Source organism: Mycobacterium sp., from assembly GCF_019247635.1.
Classification (GTDB): Bacteria; Actinomycetota; Actinomycetes; order Mycobacteriales; family Mycobacteriaceae; genus Mycobacterium.
In genome coordinates, this window is the sequence record NZ_JAFBAR010000068.1 from 18,334 (window position 1) to 35,518 (window position 17,185).

The 17,185-nt window shown below is 65.5% G+C and carries 19 protein-coding genes, 1 tRNA gene and 1 pseudogene; 12 read left to right on the top strand and 9 right to left on the bottom strand.

Features of this window, described 5'->3' with window-relative positions; translation table 11 throughout:
• Positions 1 to 19: 19 nt before the first annotated feature.
• Positions 20 to 619: a putative glycolipid-binding domain-containing protein gene (locus JO236_RS09815; RefSeq protein WP_293328008.1), complete on the top strand. Its 600-nt coding sequence runs from the start codon at positions 20 to 22 to the stop codon at positions 617 to 619.
• On the opposite strand, the gene JO236_RS09820 is transcribed toward JO236_RS09815, so the two are convergent.
• The gene (locus JO236_RS09820) at positions 582 to 1,526 is read right to left on the bottom strand and encodes a prephenate dehydrogenase (RefSeq protein WP_293328071.1); all 945 of its coding nucleotides are present in this window, start codon (positions 1,524 to 1,526) and stop codon (positions 582 to 584) included. The two genes, JO236_RS09815 and JO236_RS09820, sit on opposite strands and share 38 nt — an antisense overlap.
• Before the next feature lie 132 nt (positions 1,527 to 1,658).
• On the opposite strand from JO236_RS09820, the gene JO236_RS09825 reads away from it, so the two are divergent.
• The 3 genes from JO236_RS09825 to JO236_RS09835 all read left to right on the top strand — a co-directional run bounded on the left by JO236_RS09825 (position 1,659) and on the right by JO236_RS09835 (position 2,813).
• Entirely contained in the window at positions 1,659 to 2,180 is a 522-nt protein-coding gene (locus tag JO236_RS09825; protein ID WP_293328011.1) for a tRNA adenosine deaminase-associated protein, read from the top strand.
• Positions 2,181 to 2,235: 55 nt separating this feature from the next.
• Positions 2,236 to 2,694, top strand: a complete 459-nt coding sequence (locus JO236_RS09830) for a nucleoside deaminase (RefSeq protein WP_293328014.1) — start codon at positions 2,236 to 2,238, stop codon at positions 2,692 to 2,694.
• A gap of 29 nt (positions 2,695 to 2,723) precedes the next feature.
• A tRNA-Ser gene (locus JO236_RS09835) sits at positions 2,724 to 2,813 on the top strand.
• A 48-nt stretch (positions 2,814 to 2,861) separates the two neighbouring features.
• Here the strand turns inward: JO236_RS09835 and JO236_RS09840 are convergent.
• The 4 genes from JO236_RS09840 to JO236_RS09855 form a co-directional block, all read right to left on the bottom strand.
• Positions 2,862 to 3,740, bottom strand: coding sequence for a hypothetical protein (locus JO236_RS09840; protein ID WP_293328017.1), 879 nt, complete (start codon positions 3,738 to 3,740; stop codon positions 2,862 to 2,864).
• Between the two features lie 330 nt (positions 3,741 to 4,070).
• Positions 4,071 to 4,538: a GtrA family protein gene (locus JO236_RS09845; protein ID WP_293328020.1), complete on the bottom strand. Its 468-nt coding sequence runs from the start codon at positions 4,536 to 4,538 to the stop codon at positions 4,071 to 4,073.
• Between the two features lie 29 nt (positions 4,539 to 4,567).
• The gene (locus JO236_RS09850; RefSeq protein WP_293328023.1) at positions 4,568 to 5,704 is read right to left on the bottom strand and encodes a cellulase family glycosylhydrolase; all 1,137 of its coding nucleotides are present in this window, start codon (positions 5,702 to 5,704) and stop codon (positions 4,568 to 4,570) included.
• 157 nt (positions 5,705 to 5,861) lie between these two features.
• On the bottom strand, positions 5,862 to 6,275 hold the full coding sequence (locus JO236_RS09855) for a YbjQ family protein (protein ID WP_293328026.1): 414 nt from the start codon (positions 6,273 to 6,275) through the stop codon (positions 5,862 to 5,864).
• Positions 6,276 to 6,514: 239 nt separating this feature from the next.
• On the opposite strand from JO236_RS09855, the gene JO236_RS09860 reads away from it, so the two are divergent.
• From JO236_RS09860 to JO236_RS09875, 4 genes are read left to right on the top strand one after another with little or no spacing between them, the layout of a single operon-like run.
• Complete coding sequence (locus JO236_RS09860; protein ID WP_293328029.1) at positions 6,515 to 7,792, top strand: sulfotransferase family protein; 1,278 nt, start codon at positions 6,515 to 6,517, stop codon at positions 7,790 to 7,792.
• 14 nt (positions 7,793 to 7,806) lie between these two features.
• Positions 7,807 to 9,048 carry an MBL fold metallo-hydrolase gene (locus JO236_RS09865; protein WP_293328032.1) on the top strand — a complete coding sequence of 414 codons (1,242 nt, stop codon included), beginning with the start codon at positions 7,807 to 7,809 and terminating at the stop codon, positions 9,046 to 9,048.
• 9 nt (positions 9,049 to 9,057) lie between these two features.
• Positions 9,058 to 9,534, top strand: coding sequence for a VOC family protein (locus JO236_RS09870; protein ID WP_293328035.1), 477 nt, complete (start codon positions 9,058 to 9,060; stop codon positions 9,532 to 9,534).
• Between the two features lies 1 nt (position 9,535).
• Positions 9,536 to 10,507 (top strand): LLM class flavin-dependent oxidoreductase, encoded by a 972-nt coding sequence (locus JO236_RS09875; RefSeq protein WP_293328038.1) that lies wholly within the window; start codon positions 9,536 to 9,538, stop codon positions 10,505 to 10,507.
• A gap of 12 nt (positions 10,508 to 10,519) precedes the next feature.
• Here JO236_RS09875 and JO236_RS09880 read toward each other — a convergent pair whose 3' ends face one another.
• Entirely contained in the window at positions 10,520 to 10,909 is a 390-nt protein-coding gene (locus tag JO236_RS09880) for a hypothetical protein (RefSeq protein WP_293328041.1), read from the bottom strand.
• A 124-nt stretch (positions 10,910 to 11,033) separates the two neighbouring features.
• Here JO236_RS09880 and JO236_RS09885 point away from each other — a divergent pair, with 124 nt between their 5' ends.
• Complete coding sequence (locus JO236_RS09885; protein WP_293328044.1) at positions 11,034 to 11,420, top strand: DUF2237 family protein; 387 nt, start codon at positions 11,034 to 11,036, stop codon at positions 11,418 to 11,420.
• A gap of 40 nt (positions 11,421 to 11,460) precedes the next feature.
• On the opposite strand, the gene JO236_RS09890 is transcribed toward JO236_RS09885, so the two are convergent.
• Positions 11,461 to 12,105 (bottom strand): GntR family transcriptional regulator, encoded by a 645-nt coding sequence (locus JO236_RS09890; protein WP_293328047.1) that lies wholly within the window; start codon positions 12,103 to 12,105, stop codon positions 11,461 to 11,463.
• Positions 12,106 to 12,173: 68 nt separating this feature from the next.
• Between JO236_RS09890 and JO236_RS09895 the strand changes: the two genes are divergently transcribed.
• From JO236_RS09895 to JO236_RS09905, 3 genes are read left to right on the top strand one after another with little or no spacing between them, the layout of a single operon-like run.
• Positions 12,174 to 13,544, top strand: coding sequence for an LLM class flavin-dependent oxidoreductase (locus tag JO236_RS09895; protein WP_293328050.1), 1,371 nt, complete (start codon positions 12,174 to 12,176; stop codon positions 13,542 to 13,544).
• Positions 13,537 to 14,721 (top strand): CaiB/BaiF CoA transferase family protein, encoded by a 1,185-nt coding sequence (locus JO236_RS09900; protein WP_293328053.1) that lies wholly within the window; start codon positions 13,537 to 13,539, stop codon positions 14,719 to 14,721. Before JO236_RS09895 ends, JO236_RS09900 begins: the two co-directional genes overlap by 8 nt.
• A gap of 13 nt (positions 14,722 to 14,734) precedes the next feature.
• Entirely contained in the window at positions 14,735 to 15,679 is a 945-nt protein-coding gene (locus JO236_RS09905) for an HpcH/HpaI aldolase/citrate lyase family protein (RefSeq protein WP_293328056.1), read from the top strand.
• Positions 15,680 to 15,688: 9 nt separating this feature from the next.
• Here the strand turns inward: JO236_RS09905 and JO236_RS09910 are convergent, their stop codons facing one another.
• Together JO236_RS09910 and JO236_RS09915 are read right to left on the bottom strand one after the other, a co-directional pair.
• Positions 15,689 to 16,828: a bifunctional 2-methylcitrate synthase/citrate synthase gene (locus JO236_RS09910; protein ID WP_293328059.1), complete on the bottom strand. Its 1,140-nt coding sequence runs from the start codon at positions 16,826 to 16,828 to the stop codon at positions 15,689 to 15,691.
• Positions 16,825 to 17,185: pseudogene (locus JO236_RS09915) on the bottom strand (methylisocitrate lyase); the annotation flags it as partial. The pseudogene JO236_RS09915 and the gene JO236_RS09910, both read right to left, overlap by 4 nt.

Here is a 17,185-nt window from a genome sequence, read left to right on the forward strand (position 1 = left end):
CACGCTCTACGGTAGACGAGTGAACGCAGTCCCCTCTGATCCGACTCCGCGTGTGTGGCCGGCGATGCTGACCTGGCGCGCGCAGGATGTCTCCCGCATGGAATCCGTACGAATTCAGTTGTCCGGCAAGCGAATCAGGGCAAACGGCCGCATCGTTGCGGCAGCCACCGCGACCAACCCGGCGTTCGGCGCCTACTACGAGCTGCAGACCGACGAATCCGGTGCCACCAAGCGGTTCGGGCTGACCGTCACCCTGGCCGAGCGGGAACGGCAACTCGCCATTTCCCGCGACGAAGAGAACATGTGGTTGGTCACCGATCACCAGGGCGAGAGACGCGCCGGGTACAACGGCGCCTTGGACGTCGACGTCGTGTTCAGCCCGTTCTTCAACGCCCTGCCGATCCGGCGACTCGGCCTACACGGGCGGGCCGAATCGGCAGTGCTGCCGATGGTCTACGTCAACGTGCCGCAGATGACCGTCACCGCGGCCACGGTCAACTACAGCAGCCAGGGTCGCCTCGACGGGATCAAACTGCGCTCGCCCGTCGCCGATACAACGGTCACCGTCGATGCCGACGGTTTCATCGTGGACTACCCCGGACTGGCAGAGCGGATCTGATCACTCCGCCGGCGCGGCCGGCGGCGGCGAGTTCCTCGCGCCAGTTCTCCGCCCCGATGGCGACCGTGACGATCTCCGAACGCGGGAAGCTGTCGTAGCGCGTGCGCGCGGCATGGCCGGATTCGACGAGGTCGCCCACCGAGTCGTGGTGTACCAGCGCGTCGCGGGCCCGGCTGAGTAGGTCGATGATTCGGCCGGTGGCCGGCGCCAGCTGGTCGCTATTGGCCTCACACATCGCCCGGACCAGATCGGGGGCTGTGGCCGCGACGCGCGTGCCGTCCCGAAAAGATCCCGCGGCCAGCGCGAACGCCAGCGGGACCTCCGCGGCGGTGATGGCAAGCGCCTCGGCGAGCAGGTGCGGCAGATGCGAGATGGCCGCCGCGGCGGCGTCATGTTCGTCGGATTTGGCCGGCACCACCACGGCCCCGCAGTCCAACACCAGCGCCATGACCGTCGACCACACCGCCGGGTCCACGTGGTCGTCGACGCTGACCACCCACGGGGATCCGACGAACAACCCGGCGTGGCCGGCCGCCCAGCCCGAGAACGCGGTGCCCGTCATCGGGTGCCCGCCGACGAAGCGTGCCAGCAGGCCCGCCGCGCCGACCGCGTCGTGCACGGCGCTCTTGACGCTGGTGACATCGGTCAGCGCGCAGTTGGGTGCCAACTCGCGGATATGACCGAGCATGCTCGGCAACGCCGGCATCGGCACCGCCAGCACAATCAACGCGTCGCTGTCGGTGGCCCTGATCAACGTGTCGGTGAGATCGGTGGTGGCGTCGAAGCCGTCGGACACCGCGCCCTGGGCGCCCTCCACCGATCTGTTGTAGCCGAACACCTCCCGGCCCACCGCCGCGGCGGCCCGCATGATCGAACCCCCCATCAGACCCAGTCCGAGGACGCACACCGGTGTTTTGGAAGGGGCACGAGCAATAGGTCTGGCCACGATCCAAGGTTGGCACATTTGGGGACCGATGGGGCCCCGGCTTGTGCCAGCTCGTCTGGTCACGGACCTGGTCAGCGACTAGCGTAGGCGCCCATGGGAGCACAACGGGCTGCAGCAACAGGCCCGTCAGCGGACATGCCAGACGGCTTCGGTGTCGCAGTGGTACGCGAGGAGGGCCAGTGGCGCTGTTCTGCGCTGGGGCGCAAGTCGCTGACGAGCCTGACGGCGGCCGAGACGGAACTGCGCGAACTGCGCAGCGCAGGCGCCGTCTTCGGGCTACTCGACGTCGACGACGAATTCTTCGTGATCGTGCGTCCGGCGCCGTCGGGAACTCGGCTGCTGCTGTCGGACGCCACCGCCGCACTGGACTACGACATCGCCGCCGAGGTGCTCGACAACCTGGACGCCGACATCGATCCGGAGGACCTCGAGGAGGCCGAACCGTTCGAGGAGGGTGACCTCGGGTTGCTGTCCGACATCGGGTTGTCCGAAGCGGTGCTGGGGGTCATTCTCGATGAGACCGATCTGTATGCCGACGAGCAACTGGGCCGCATCGCGCGCGAGATGGGCTTCGCCGAGCAGCTGTCGGCGGTGATCGACGGCCTCGGTCGGTGATCGCAAGCGCGGCGGAGCCGGGCGCGGCGGGTCGCCGCTGCCGTCACTCTCTCTCGTGAGCACTGACGAGGACCTGATTCGCGCCGCGTTGGCGGTCGCCGCGACGGCGGGCCCACGCGATGTGCCCATCGGTGCGGTGGTGGTCGGCGCTGACGGCACCGAACTCGCCCGCGCGGTCAACGCCCGCGAGGCACTCGGTGATCCCACCGCGCATGCCGAGGTGCTGGCCCTGCGGGAGGCGGCCGCCCTGCTCGGTGACGGGTGGCGGCTGGAGGGGACCACGCTGGCGGTCACCGTCGAACCGTGCACGATGTGCGCCGGTGCCCTGGTCCTGGCCCGCGTCGAGCGGCTGGTGTTCGGCGCCTGGGAACCCAAGACGGGAGCGGTCGGATCGCTGTGGGACGTGGTACGCGATCGCCGGCTCAATCATCGTCCCGATGTGCGCGGGGGTGTCCTGGCCCGAGAGTGCGCCGCGCCGCTGGAGGCTTTCTTTACTCGCCAGCGATTGGGGTGAGCGGCCTCCGGTTGGGTAAGCTGCTCGGCGGTGGCGTGTCCGAGCGGCCTAAGGAGCACGCCTCGAAAGCGTGTGACGGCTAACACCGTCCGAGGGTTCAAATCCCTCCGCCACCGCCAATGTTTCGGCCACCGCACACCTCCGCCACCGCCAAAGCTGCGGTGCGATTACTCACTTGGTTCGGGTTGACGATTACTTAACAGCGGCGCCCAATCCTGCCCGGCGTACGGTTCGTGCCGGAATATTTCGAGGTAAGTGGACGGCAGGGCAGCGACCACCTCGCGGCATTGGCACACCTCATCTTCACCGACGACGGTCGCGTATCCCGGTGCCGCACGATTCTGCGCCCCCGGGAGCTCCAGGTCGCACGGGCGAATGACGCCGACGAAGCCCAAGATGGCGGCCGCGGTCTGCGGATCGTTCAGATCCTGTGGTGTGTGCAGCGTCATGCAACGGGTGTGCATGTCGAAGCGCCGCAAGTACTTCATGGCCCGGTTCTCGATCTTGATCCACTGGATGAGGTAACGCTGGAACAGGGTGAGTTCTGCGAGGGCGAAGTGGCTGAAGATCGGCTCCAGTTCTGTGAGTGCCCAGCGCCGGTATCGTCGGCCGTCACTGCCGCGGTAGTAGCGATACCGGTAGCGCACCGGATATTTGCGGCGCTTGACCATCCAACATTCGCGGTTGGATTCGCTGAGCGCGACTTCTAGGGGATTGCGGATCAGGTGAAAGACCTTGGTGTGGGGAAAGAACTCTGGGGCAAGGTTCCAGTACGACTTGAGGAAGGCATGGCTGGTCTCGACGTAGGTGGAAGTGCCATACGCGGCAATCGTCTGGCGCTTCCTGTGCAGCAAGGTCCGCACCGCGTCGAGATCTCCAGTGGCGTTGTGATAAATCGGCACCCCAAACATCGATGGGTTTCGCAGATTGAGATCGTTGGGTTCGTGCACGACGGTGCAATCCGACGCATTGCGCTTGAGCAATTCACTCAACGACCTGGTCCCCGACCGTGCACTGGTCAAGGCGAATACGGTTTGGACGCTCATGACGCGCAACGACCCGTGCGGGGGCTAGTAACCATGCTCATCATTTCCGGTGAAGGCGGCAACTGACGACTGGCCGGTGCGGCGATGCTCGACGATCATCTCCTGGGCGCCCCCGATGTCCGCGACCTAAGTCGTCGCGGGCGCGAAGTCGACAAGGTGCCTGACGCAGCATCCCAGGCCTGGCGTCGTGGCCGCCGACTGGCCGGGCCTAGCTTAAATCACAATAGCTGAAAACGTTGACAGCGCCTCCGGTCTGGTATGTCGAGCAATCTGCGTGGTCTGTCGCAAATATGTTGGCTAGCAAAACTTTAGGACCACGCTGATTCACGGTCACCTCACGGCGCGGCCCTGTGTGGGGCTGGGGTGTTCGGCTGAGATGCGGCGAAACGTGAAGAGCCGGTGAGCAAACCACCTGTACAGCACGGTCACCACGATTACGACGAGCTGGGAGAGCAGCACCGGCCAGCCGAAGACCTCTACCAGCAGCGGCAAGACGACGAAATTGAAAGCCAGCACAGAGAGGTTGACCAACTCGAAACGAGCCAGATCACGCAGCAGGTGACCCTTTACCCGGAAGACGAACATTCGGTTCAGGCCAAACGCCACCAGCATGGCTATGACGTGTGTGCAGGCCAACACGCCCAGGTAGCCGATCGCATCTCGCATTAGCCACAGCAGCAGGGCGAACAAGCCCATGCCGATCGCCGTGTTGACAGCGCCGATAACAAGGAAGGCGACTCGCTGGTCTCGAATCATCCTTAGCAGCGGACCGGGAACAACTCGAGGTTCCGCGGTCATGCCTGTAATCGTAGGTCGGGGCCGGGCAGCTAAGTCTGACCCGGCCCGCTGACCAGACCGCGAATAGTTTGCACTTCGCTGTCCCGGAAGGGCCGCCCGTCGGGTTGCAGCAGGTCGCTGAACCATACTTTCGGCGCCGCTGTGTACGGGTGATCCCAGGAATCCCAGGGCAGGTAGGTCTGCGTCTTGCCGGCGACCAAACCCCAGTTAAGGGCACCTACGTTGTGCCGCTTGGCAATTGGCAGGATCCCTTCGACAGTGCTGTTCTGAGGGCGGGCCAGGTACTCCGTGCACAGGATCGGCCGTCCCAGCGGGGCGAGCTCATTGATCCGGCCCTCGAACTCGGCGGGTGCGGCATAGCTGTGAAAGCTGATCACATCGGCGTTGTCGAGCTGAATGCCGCTGATCGCGCTGCGGCGCCCCGGATCTCCCCAGTTGCCCTGCCAGACGCCACTCGTCAACGGCTGAGCGGGATCGACCGAGCGTGCCCACTGGAACACCTGGGGCAGTAGCTCTGCTACACGGTCCTGCTTGTCCTTGCGCTCCACCTGGCGATACACCTTGGCGGGATTGTCGGGTTCGTTCCACAGGTCCCAACCCAGGACGCGATCGTCGGTGCGGAATTGGCTCAATACCGCCGTCACGTAACCCTGCAGCACGGGGCGGTAGCGGGGGTCGTCGATGTGCTCGGCGCCCGGGCTCTGCACCCAGCCGGAGTTGTGCACCCCCGGTCTTGGCGCGCGCTGACGGCCGGCCCTGGGGAACGGATCCCAGCAGGAGTCGAACAAGACAAAGAGCGGCTTGATGTTGTGCCGCGCCGCGATGCCGACGAACTGTGCGAGGCGACTCTGGAAGCCCTGGCGGTCCTGGGCCCAGAGCTGATCGTGCAGGAAGACCCGCACGGCGTTGAACCCGACGGACCGCGCCGCGCCCAGCTCGGCGTCGATGCGCCGCGCGTCGTAGGTGCCCGCCTGGAACATTTCGAGCTGATTGACGGCGGTCGAGGTGATGTAGTTTCCGCCGACGAGCCACCCCTGCGCTTGGTACCAGCGGTTCGCCCGGTCAGCCGGCCACCGGGCCGCGTCGGCGGAGGCGCGGGTCGCGCGGGCCAGTCCCGTGCCCGCCGCGAGCAGCAGCGGTAGCTTGAGGGCCGTTCGACGGTGCACGCAGTGACGATAGATTTGTTGGGCGGCTCGCCCGGTTCCGCAATCACGCGGGGTGGGGAATTGTTATCCCCTTGTCATCGCGCAGTATTCAGCGCCGGGTGGCAGGGTGGGCGTACGAGGTGACCTGCATGTTGGGCAGCGGCTGAAAGCCCCCCCGCTACCACTGCTGTGGCTGTGGCTGTGGCTGCGCCTGTGGTTGCTGCGGCGTACCGCCGTATCCGAGTTGGGAGGCCGTGTAGCGCGCCGCGTCGGTGACCGGCACGGCCTGCACCGCGGTGCCGTAGGCGCAGATCTCCGTCCATACGTCGCCGATCTCGGTGGTGTCGAAACGCATTGCGACGATGGCATTGCCGCCTCGGTTGCGGGCTTCGTTGAGCAGCCGCGACATTGCCTCGTTGCGGCTGTCGGCCAGGTTTTTGGTCATGCCCTGCAGCTCGCCGCCGAACATCGACTTGAATCCAGCACCGAACTGGGAGAAAGCATTTCGCGATCGCACCGTGAGCCCGAAGACTTCTCCGCACACGCGTTGGATCTCCCAGCCTGGAATGTCATTGGTAGTAACGACGAGCACCGGACAACCTTTCTGCCGAAGGTGAAAAGGGCGGATTCCCGCTGTAGGGTACCGCCCGGCCAGGGCACGCCGGCAGCACAAACTCGGTGTGGTCAATCGCGTCTCTCGCTGGCTCGCGGCAACGGAAGCGCTGCGGTCCATCGGCCGAGGATGTGAGGCACGTCCGGATGGAGGAGGTGGTTTCACGGCGGCTAGCGTCTATGTCGTGCTTGACAACGGCGTGTCGAGGAGGCGGTCGCATGGGTTCCGCTGGCCCTGACGTCGGCGACATCGATTTCGACGATCTGACCGCGCCCAAATTGACCGATGTCCAGCGTCAGGTCCTGGAATTCACCGAAGCAAGATACGTCGAGTTCGACATCGACCGGCTGCTCGCCGAAGCCACCGAGCAGGCAGGCTTGGGTGGCGCAGCCGACCTGGACGACGCCGACGGTTTTAGCGACCGCCTGGCCGCGCACGTGGGTGCCATCGAAGCCGACAAGGGCCTGACCCAGTTGACCCGGGGAACCTTGCGGCAACGGGTGGTGCGCCTGCTGCGCAATCGACTGTCGTTGGCCGACCTTGTCACGCACTATCCCGAGATCGAGTCGATACCCATCGAGAAGCCCTTCATCGTCGTCGGGATGCCGCGATCGGGCACCACGCATTTGGTGAATCTCATCGCCGCCGATCCGCGACGCCGTGCGCTGCCGTACTGGGAGAGCCAGGATCCGATCCCGGCGCGCGGCCAGGGTCCCGACGTCGCCGGCGTGGATCCCCGCTACGCCCGGACCAAGGCGGAGCATGAGGCGCTGATGGCGAGCGCCCCCGTGGTGGCCGCGATGCACGACCGGTTTCCCGAGGCGATCGAGGAGGAGGTCGAACTTCTCGATCTGGACCTGGCCGGCTATGTGCTCGAATGGCATGCGCGCGTGCCGGATTGGCGTGACTACTACCTGAGCCTGAACCAGGATCGGCATTACGCATACCTGAAAAAAGTGTTGCAGGCGTTGACCTTTCTGCGCGGCCCGCGAACCTGGGTGCTCAAGAGCCCGCAACACTGCGAGCAGCTCGGCCCGCTGATGGCGACCTTCCCCGACGCGACGGTAGCCTTCACCCATCGCGATCCCGTCGCGGTGGTGCAGTCGGCGATCACGATGATGGCCTACTCTGACCGACTGCGCCGCACCAGCATCGAGCCCGACTGGCTGCTCGATTACTGGAGCGATCGCGTGCACCGACTGCTGAGCGCGTGCGTGCGTGACCGCGAGCTGGTGCCGGCCGAGCGCAGCATCGATATCAGTTTCCACCACCTCAACGGCAACGAAATACCGCTGCTGGAGGAGCTTTACCGGCGTGCTGACGTCGAGTTGACACCGAAGGTGCGCGGCCGGTTCCAGCGATACCTGGACGGCAACCCGCGCGGCAAGCATGGTCGCATCCGGTACGACCTGGAACGGCACTTCGGCATCTCGGGCGACGACCTCCGTGCGCGCTTCGGCTTCTACTTCGACAGGTTCGACGTCCGCCCCGAATGAAGGAGTCAGCACCGATGCAGTTCGAGCCGGTGTATCGCAGCCGTCCAGGCGCAGACGCGCTGCAGCCCGCCACCGCCTACAAGGCCGAGCAGATAGCGGCGGGGCTGTGGTGCTCGCCGGGTCTGTCCAACGCCTACCTGCTCACCACAACCGAGGGCCGGGTGATCGTCAACACCGGCATGGGTTTCGAGGGCCCGGTGCACCGCGCCAACTTCGACGCCGTCGATTCCTCGCCGGTGCGCTACATCATCTTCACGCAAGGACATGTCGATCATGTCGGCGGTCTGGACAGCGTGCGCGATCCAGATACATTGGTTGTCGCGCAGGCGAACTGGACCGCTTGGCGGGACGACAACGAACGCCTCATCCCGTATCGTGCCAGCCGCAGCGCCTTCGCGTTCAAAGACAAGCTGGCCGACGGCATCCGGGCCATCCAACGGCGGCTCGGCACCACGCGGCTAGCCGGCCAAAGCACTCCAACGGTCGATCTGGACTTCGAGGACACGCTCACCCTGGAGGTCGGCGGCCGACGACTGGAGCTGATCTCGGTGCCGGGCGGCGAGACGACTGACTCGCTGGTGCTTTGGTTGCCCGATGAACGAATCTGCCTGTGTGGAAATACCTTTGGTCCGATATTCGGCCACATCCCGAACCTCGTCACCATGCGGGGCGACCGCTACCGGGATGCCCTGACGGCCATCGCGTCGGTCGAGCGGGTGCGTGCGCTGGAGCCCGAACTCCTGGTTACGGGTCATTTCGAGCCGATCGCGGGGGCCGAACGCATCGACGCCGAGCTGACCCGCCTGCGCAACGCGATCGCGCACATCCACGACCAAACCGTCACCGGGATGAACGCCGGCAAGGACGTCCGGACCCTGATGCGCGAGATCACCTTGCCCGTGGAATACGAAGTGGGCCAAGGCTACGGGAAGGTGGCCTGGGACGTGCGGGCCATCTGGGAGAACTACTCGGGCTGGTTCCATCACCGCTCGACCACCGAGCTGTATCCGGTCGGTTTCGACGCCGTCGCCGCCGACGTCGTCGAACTGGCTGGCGCCGACGCGCTGGTGGACCGGGCGCGGACCTACCTCGACGACGGCCGCGCGCTACATGCCATCCACCTCGCCGAGCTCGTCCCCGACGACCATCCCGGCGCACGTGACGTTTTACGCGAGGCCCATCAGCAGCTCCTCGCGGGCAGCACCAACTTCTGGGAAACCGCTTGGCTGCGAAGCTATTTAGAGAAAAGCAGATAGCGAGGAACTATGACGCTACGGCCCGAAGACCTCTACCACGTCGGCATCGTGGTGCCCGACCTCGATGCCGCAAAGGCCCGCCTCACCGCGCTGGCCGGCTACCGGTGGATCAAACCGCTCAGCTACGCGCTGCCGTTCCGCACCGCGGCCTGGACGCGCGAACTCACCTCGACGATCGTCTACTCGGTTCAGAGCCCACACATCGAACTAGTCCAGGAGGTTCCGGGAACTCCGTGGACGGCCGCGCCCGGCAACGCGGTCCATCACGTGGGCTACTTCACCGACAACCTCGCCGACTCCGCGAAAGAGTTAGAGAGCAACGGCTTTACGTTCGAAATGACGGCTGCCGTGGCTGAAACGGCTGATTCTGGGCTAGCGCTGTTCGCGTACTACGTCGACGCGTTCGGCACCCGCATCGAGATCGTCGATCGCGCGCTGTTTCCAGACTTTGCGGCGTTCGTCCAGTCGATGGCCGACGAGGCTTGACATGTTGTTGACGGTGCTGCGCTTCAACTTTGCCTCCCCGCAAGGACAACCACGCGCCCAGAGCGAGTTGATCCGTGCCGCACTCGAACTCGCGCACTGGGGAGAGTCCCGGGGCATCACCTCGATCAGCGTCGACGAGCACCACGTGACCGGGCATGGATGGAGCTGCAACCCGATCATGGCCGCGTCGATGTTCTTGGCCGGCACGTCGAAGTTGATCGCGAGCGTGGACTGTGCGCTCGGCCCGCTGTGGAATCCAGTCCGCCTCGCCGAAGACATCGCGCTGGTTGACAACATGAGTCGCGGGCGGTTGCACACCACCGTCGGGCTGGGCTATCGCACAGTCGAATACGACTCGCTCGGAGTCGATTTCAGCCAGCGCGGCAAGTTGATGGACGGCCTGCTCGAGCGAATGCTCTCCGTCTGGGCGGGCACCGGACCGGACGCGGGAGTCTGTACCGGGGCGTGGAGCCGGCCGCATCCGCCGTTGTATGTCGGCGGCAGTGCGCGGGCCACGGCCCGGCGGGCGGCTCGTTTCGGGCTGCCGCTCAGCCTGGCCGACCACCTGCCCGACATCGCCGCCTACTATCGCGAATTGTGTGCCGCCGCGGGCATCACGCCGTTCGTGCTGATGCCCGGGGAAACCAATCGGGGAATGATCTACCTGCACGAGGATCCGGACCGGGCGTGGGCAGAGCTCGGCGAGCACATCCTTTGGGAAGCGGTCACATACGGCGGCTGGTCAAGCGACGAGCGCTCGCTCATGCACCTACCCGGGGTGCAGACCATGGAACAGGTCAAAGCTTCGGGGCGGTACCGGTTTTTGACCCCCGACCAGCTCATCGCCGAAGTCCGCCACGCCGACAACTACGGGCCGATCGTGCTGCATCCGTTGGTCGGTGGCATGCCCGTCGACGAAGCCTGGAAGTCGGTCCAGCTCCTCACCGACACCGTTCTGCCCGCGCTGATCTGACCGCGCACGCCATCAGATGCCCAGTGACGGCGGCTCCCAGCTATTGACCAGCAGCGGCAGGGAGATCAGGTCCCCGCCCGCGGACACCTCGATCGTCCAGCGGCCGTCAACGGGCAGCACAGTTTCGATAGGAAAGAATGCGAATCCCGGGAACTCGCCGAGCGAGGCACCGGGCACCTCGAATTGGTTGAGTATCGCCGCCGCCTCAGTCGTCGGCGGTCTGAGGTCTACCGTGACCCGCCGGTCGGAGTCTTCCGCGTCTGCCGCTGTGAGCACGACGAGCACAAACCGGGCAAACCGTTCAGGCCCCACCGTAAATTTGGAAAGTACGCCACCCTGCACGTTGAGTTTGTTGTCCACCGTCGCCGCCGCTTCGGCCAGGAAGGCTCCGCTAAGTATCACGCCGACGAACCTATCGTGCCGTGGCCGCTGGCGCGATCAAAACGGACCGAAGCTTGACGGCTCGATTCACCGCGTTTGTATAACCTCCTTAGAACCTGAGCCAGATCAGCGTGATACTAGGGACGTGTCCGACCGCAACGTACTTGGTGACCCACTGGAACCGTGCTCCGGTGACCCTGTCACTGGCTTCTATCGCGACGGTTGTTGCTCGACGGGCCCCGAGGATGCCGGCAGGCACACCATCTGCGCCGTCGTGACCGCCGAGTTTCTCGAGCATCAACGCTCAATCGGTAACGACCTGCTGACGCCGGTGCCCGAATATCGCTTTCCCGGCCTGCTGCCGGGTGACCGCTGGTGCGTCACCGCGCTGAACTGGCTCCGGGCTCACGAGGACGGCTTTGCCGCCCCGGTGGTGTTGGCCTCCACCCACCAGCGCACCCTCGAGGTGGTGCCGCTCGAGGTGCTCGAGGAGCACGCGGTCGACGTACCCGACGACATCGCCAACCTTTGAGGGCCCGCCGCGCCGAGTGCACCGGCGCGCGGCCAGGACTCTAACGCCGCTGTTCCAGCCAGTCGGCCAGCGAGCGGCCCGCGTCCAGCACGTGTCGCTCGGCGATCGCGCGGGCGCGCTCGGTGTCCTTGTCCCCGAGCGCGTCAAGCAACTGCTGGTGCTCGTCGAGCGAATGCTTCTCGTGGTCGGGGAATAGCGTGAGGAAATTGCTCGGCACGACGCGGGCCGCCTGCCTGATCTGATTCAAAAGTCGTGGCGAATGCGCTGCGCGGTGGATGTTTTGGTGGAAATGCCAATTGGCCTCGCCGATGCTGCCCTCGCCGGACCGCGCCGCCACGTCGGCCGCGAGGTCGCGCAACATGTCCAGTTCTTGGGACTCGACGCGCTCGGCCGCCCAGGCCGCCGCCTGTCCCGTGAGCACACCCAGAATGGTGAAGCTGTCCAGGACGTCGGCGGGGCTGATGCCGATAACGGTGATGCCGCTGCGTGGGGCGACCTGGACCAAGCCTTCGAAGGACAGCTCCAGCAGCGCCTCGCGCACGGGCGTCCGGCTGGTGGCGAACTCCGCCGTGATGGCGTCGAGGTCCACGCGTGATCCCGCGGGCAGGGCGCCGGTGAGGATACGGTCCCGCAGTTCGCGGGCGGCGCGCTCCCGAACCGTGCCGGAAATGTCGATCGCGGGCATGCAGGGATCCTATCAAACGACACATCTAGCGTTTGATATCTGAAATATCAGATGTTAGATTCGGAAATATGCGTAGCGAAAAGATGGCGTTGGTGGCGTTCATGCAGGCAGGAAGCACCTCGGTGTACGCGGGGTCGTGGCGGCATCCCGCGACCGAACATCGCTACCTCGATGCCTCCTATTACGCGAAGATCGGGCGCCAGCTGGAAGAAGGGTGCTTCGACCTGATGTTCTTCGACGACCGCTTGGCCATGCCGGGGGTGTACGGCGGTTCGGTGGCCGAGGCGGTGTACCACGGCGCGCGCCCGGTCAAGCTCGACCTCGGCATCGTGCTGGGGGTGCTTGCGCAGGCGACGTCGCGGATCGGCCTCGGGGCGACCTACTCGACCACCTATTACCCGCCGTTCCATGTGGCCCGCACCTTCGCCACCCTGGACCATCTGTCCGGCGGCCGGGCTGCCTGGAACGTGGTGACCTCGGTCAACGACAGCGAGGCCCAGAACTTCGGGGTGGACGCCCATCTGGCCCACGACGAACGCTACGACCGTGCCGACGAATTCATGGATGTGGTGACCGGACTGTGGGACACCTGGGAGGACGACGCGATACTGCACGACAGGGCGTCCGGCCACTACGCCCACCCCGCCAAGGTGCACGAGCTCGGGCACGTCGGCCGATACTTCTCGGCGCGCGGACCGTTGACCGTGCCGCGTACCCCACAGGGCCGGCCAGTGGTCATCCAAGCCGGATCGTCGGGCCGTGGCCGTGAATTCGCTTCGCGCTGGGCGGAATTGATCTTTACCGGCGACCCCGGCGTCGAAGTCGCGCGCAGCCACTACGCGGACCAGAAGGCGCGCATTGCCGACGCCGGGCGTGATCCCGCATCGGTGCGGATCTGCCCGATGGCCTACGCTGTCGTCGGCGAATCCGAGGCCCACGCCAAGGATCGCGAAGCTTTGTTCCTCAACGATCTGGTCGACCCCATGGCATCGCTCACACTCCTGTCCGAGTTGATGAATTACGACTTCGCCCAACATGATCTCGACGACCCGGTCACCGACGAACTCATCGCGGGGGTCTCCGGCATCAGGGGACTGGTGCAGAACCTGCGCACGCACATTTCTGTTGGGGGCGGGGGCAGGCCGGTGACCGTGCGCGACCTGGCCGGTCACCGCGCCACCCTACTGCAGGGGCCGCGTTTCGTCGGCACCGGCGAGCAGGTCGCCGATCAGATGGCAGACTGGTTCCAAAGCGGGGCGTGCGACGGATTCGTGCTGGCCGCAACGCATCTGCCGGGTGCGTTTGAAGATGTCGTGCGCATGGTGGTGCCAGTACTGCAACGTCGTGGGCTGTTCCGGACCGAGTACGAGTCGTCGACGCTGCGGGGACACCTTGGTCTGCAACGACCTTCGAATGCCCGGGTGCATGTCAATGCTTGATGGCGTGCGGGTGCTCGACCTCGCCACGCTGGCGGCCGCTCCGCTGGTCGCGACGTACCTCGGGGAGTTCGGCGCCGACGTCATCAAGGTCGAGGAGCCGCGTCATGGCGACCCGATCCGTGGGTGGGGCAACCAGCGCGACGGCATCGGCCTGATGTGGAAGTCGATCTCGCGCAACAAACGGTCCATCACGCTCGACCTGCGCTGCGCCGAAGGGCAGGACCTGGTGCGCCGGCTGGTCGAGCACGCCGACGTCGCCATCTTCAACACCCGTCCGCAGACACTGCGCAAATGGGGGCTGGATTACCAGAGCCTGCGTGTGGTGAACGACCGGATCGTGATGCTGCACATCACCGGCTACGGCTTGACGGGTCCGAAGAGCGAGCGGCCCGGCTTCGGCACGCTCGGGGAGGCGATGAGCGGTTTCGCACACATCACCGGGCAGGCCGGCGGACCGCCCACGCTGCCGCCGTTCATGCTGGCTGACGGCGTGGCATCGTTGAACGCCGCCTACGCGGTGCTGATGGCGCTGTACCACCGCGACGTGCACGGTGCGCCGGGCCAGCTGATCGACGTCAACCTGATCGACCCGCTGGCCCGGTTGCTGGAGCAGACGCTGTTGGGCTATGACCAGCTGGGGCTGGTGCCCGAGCGGGCCGGCAACCGGTGGGACATCTCCGCGCCACGGAACACCTATCGTACCGCCGACGGCCGGTGGCTGGCCATGTCCGGCAGCTCACCGGCGTTGGCGCTCAGAGTGTTTCGAGCGATCGGCCGGCACGACCTTCTGCAAGACGCCGACTTCTCGGATCCGCAACGCCGGCTGGCCAGGGCCGTGGAAGTCGACACCGTGGTAGCGGATTGGGTTGCGGCCAAGACGCTTTCGGAAGCTATGGAGGTCTTCGACGCGCACGACGTCGCGGCGGCTCCGGTTTACGACATCACCGACCTGGTGGGCGACGAGCAGCTCGCGCATCGTGGGGTGTTCGTATCTGTGCAGGATCAACAGCTCGGGCCGATGACGGTCCAGGCGCCGGTTCCGCGGTTCTCGTCGGTGTCCGGGACCGTCGGCCACCTGGGTCCAGAGCTTGGCCAACACAATGCCGAGGTCTACGGCGAGTTGCTCGGCCTGGCCCGAGCTGACATTGACGACCTGCGCGCCCGTGGCGTGTTGTGAGAGAAGGAGATTCATGAGCCAGCTGCTCCGCCGCTCGGAGCTCGCGGTGCCCGCGAGCAACGACAACATGTTCGAGAAGGGTGTCACCTGCGGGGCGGACCTGGTCTTCCTCGACCTCGAAGACGCGGTGCCGCCGGCGTTCAAAGAGGAATCGCGCGCCAAGGCGATCACCGCCCTCAACGACATCGACTGGGGACGGACCGTACGCGCCATCCGGATCAACGGCCTGGACACCCGGTGGTGCCACGACGACGTCATCGACGTGGTGAGCAAGGCCGGCGCGAACCTCGACACGATCATCATCCCGAAGGCTCGCCGGGCCCGCGACGTCTGGTGGGTGGACGTTCTCCTCACGCAGCTGGAGGCGAAACTGGGCTTGCGCAAACAGATTCGGCTCGAAGTGCTCATCGAAGAGGTCGAGGGCCTGGCCAACGCCGAGGAGATCGCGGCAGCCAGCGCCCGGCTGGACGCACTGATCTTCGGCGTGGGCGACTTCTCACTGTCCCAGGGCGCCCGGGTGGACACCAACTTCGTCCCGCTCGGCGAATATCCCGGAGAATTCTGGAATTACGCCCGCAACAAGGTGATCGTGGCGGCGCGCATCTCCGGCATCGACGCGATCGACGCGCCCTATCCCGACTACCGGGACCTCGCCGGCTATCAGCGCGACGCGCGACGGGCGTCGTTGCTGGGCTACACCGGGAAATGGGCGATTCATCCCGACCAGGTGCCGGTCGCCAACGAGGTGTACGCACCAACGGCCGACGAGATCGCCCGCGCGGAGGCTAATCTCGCCGCCTACCGCGAAGCCGAGACCAAGGGCCGCGGCGCCGTCGGGGTGAACGGGGTTCTCGTCGACGCCGCGCACGTGAAGCAAGCCGAGCAGGTGTTGGCGCGCGCGGCGTTGATCAACGGCAGCCGCGTTGACTCCGCGTCCAGGGTGAAGAAGTTCGAGTAAGGTGCGCCGTCACCGCAGAGTCGACGGCTTCAGCTGACGCTGTGGTGGGCCGACGTACTCGCTCAGCGGGCGGATCAACGCGTTGGACGCGGTCTGCTCCATGATGTGAGCCGTCCACCCGGTGATGCGGCTCATCACGAAAATTGGTGTGAAGCAGCCGATGTCGAAGCCCATCAAGTGATAGGCCGGCCCGGTTGGAAAATCCAGGTTCGGCTTGATGCCGTTGGCGTCGGCCATGCCCCGCTCCAGGACCTCGTAGATGTCGAGCCACTTCTGGCCGTCGCGGGCCGCGGCGACGCGCTCCAGGGCCTTCTTCATGGTCGGCACGCGCGAGTCCCCGTTCTTGTACACGCGGTGCCCGAAGCCCATTATCTTGTCCTTGCGATCCAGCTTGCCCTGCAACCACTCTGACGCCTTGGCGGCCGTGCCGATCTCGATCATGTCGTGCATCACGGCTTCGTTGGCACCGCCGTGCAGTGGGCCTTTGAGCGCGCCGATGGCTGCCGTCACCGCGCTGTAGATGTCGGATTGAGTGGACGTGACTACCCGGGCGGCAAAGGTGGAGGCGTTGAAGCTGTGTTCGGCGTAGAGGATCATCGACTGCTCGAAGGCGTCGACGACGACCTGCTCGGGCACGTCACCGAAGCACATGTGCAGGAAATTCTGTGCATAGCTCATGTGGCTGTGTGGGGCGATGGGCGCCAAGCCGCTCCGGCGCCGCATGTCGGCGGCAACAACAGTGGGCAGCATCGCGTACATGCGCAGTGACTTGGCGTAATTGGCGCTCTCGGCGGGGTCTTCCGAGTCGGGGTCTTCGGCACCCAGGTAGCTGATCAAGGTGCGCACCACGTCCATCGGGTGGCACGTGTCGGGCAGTTTCTGCAGGAGCGACAGCGTGGACCGGTTCAGTCGGCGCGCGGCGCGTTCCCGCTGAGTGAACAGCGCCAGCTGTTGGTCGTTGGGCAGCTCGCCGTGCCAGAGCAGGTAGGCCACCTGCTCAAAGCTGCAGTGCGCCGCCAGATCCTGTACCGCGTATCCCCGGTAGGTCAGCGAGTTGGTCTCCGGGACCACCTTCGAGATCGAGGTAGTGTCCACGACGACACCCGCCAGTCCCTTGTAGATGCGGGGCTTGTCTTCGATGGCGCTCATGGCGCGACTCCTTCAAGAGCGAAGTTGTAGATATCGGAATCGAATTCGGTGTATTCGGCGTAGTGCAGCAACCCGTAAAGCCGGCTGCGGTGCTGCATCCGATCTAGAAGATCGGATTGCGTTCCGGTGTCGGCGATTTCGCGAAGGCCGACCTCGACGGCATACATGGCCAGCCGCAGCGTGGTCACCGGGTAGATCACCACGTTGTAACCGATGTCGGACAGCTGCTTGGCGGTCAGCAACTGCGACTTGCCGAACTCGGTCATGTTGGCCAGCAACGGCGTATCCACCGCGGCCCGGAACTGCTCGAATTCGCGGGGCGTGTGCAGTGCTTCGGTGAAGATCAGGTCGGCGCCG

Bases quoted from the DNA above. Each gene is read 5' to 3' on its own strand.
- JO236_RS09825 (WP_293328011.1), top strand. From the start codon at position 1,659: ATGGGAGCACAACGGGCTGCAGCAACAGGCCCGTCAGCGGACATGCCA.
- JO236_RS09840 (WP_293328017.1), bottom strand. From the start codon at position 3,740: ATGAGCGTCCAAACCGTATTCGCCTTGACCAGTGCACGGTCGGGGACC.
- JO236_RS09845 (WP_293328020.1), bottom strand. From the start codon at position 4,538: ATGACCGCGGAACCTCGAGTTGTTCCCGGTCCGCTGCTAAGGATGATT.
- JO236_RS09860 (WP_293328029.1), top strand. From the start codon at position 6,515: ATGGGTTCCGCTGGCCCTGACGTCGGCGACATCGATTTCGACGATCTG.
- JO236_RS09865 (WP_293328032.1), top strand. From the start codon at position 7,807: ATGCAGTTCGAGCCGGTGTATCGCAGCCGTCCAGGCGCAGACGCGCTG.
- JO236_RS09870 (WP_293328035.1), top strand. From the start codon at position 9,058: ATGACGCTACGGCCCGAAGACCTCTACCACGTCGGCATCGTGGTGCCC.
- JO236_RS09875 (WP_293328038.1), top strand. From the start codon at position 9,536: ATGTTGTTGACGGTGCTGCGCTTCAACTTTGCCTCCCCGCAAGGACAA.
- JO236_RS09890 (WP_293328047.1), bottom strand. From the start codon at position 12,105: ATGCCCGCGATCGACATTTCCGGCACGGTTCGGGAGCGCGCCGCCCGC.
- JO236_RS09895 (WP_293328050.1), top strand. From the start codon at position 12,174: ATGCGTAGCGAAAAGATGGCGTTGGTGGCGTTCATGCAGGCAGGAAGC.
- JO236_RS09900 (WP_293328053.1), top strand. From the start codon at position 13,537: ATGCTTGATGGCGTGCGGGTGCTCGACCTCGCCACGCTGGCGGCCGCT.
- JO236_RS09905 (WP_293328056.1), top strand. From the start codon at position 14,735: ATGAGCCAGCTGCTCCGCCGCTCGGAGCTCGCGGTGCCCGCGAGCAAC.
- JO236_RS09910 (WP_293328059.1), bottom strand. From the start codon at position 16,828: ATGAGCGCCATCGAAGACAAGCCCCGCATCTACAAGGGACTGGCGGGT.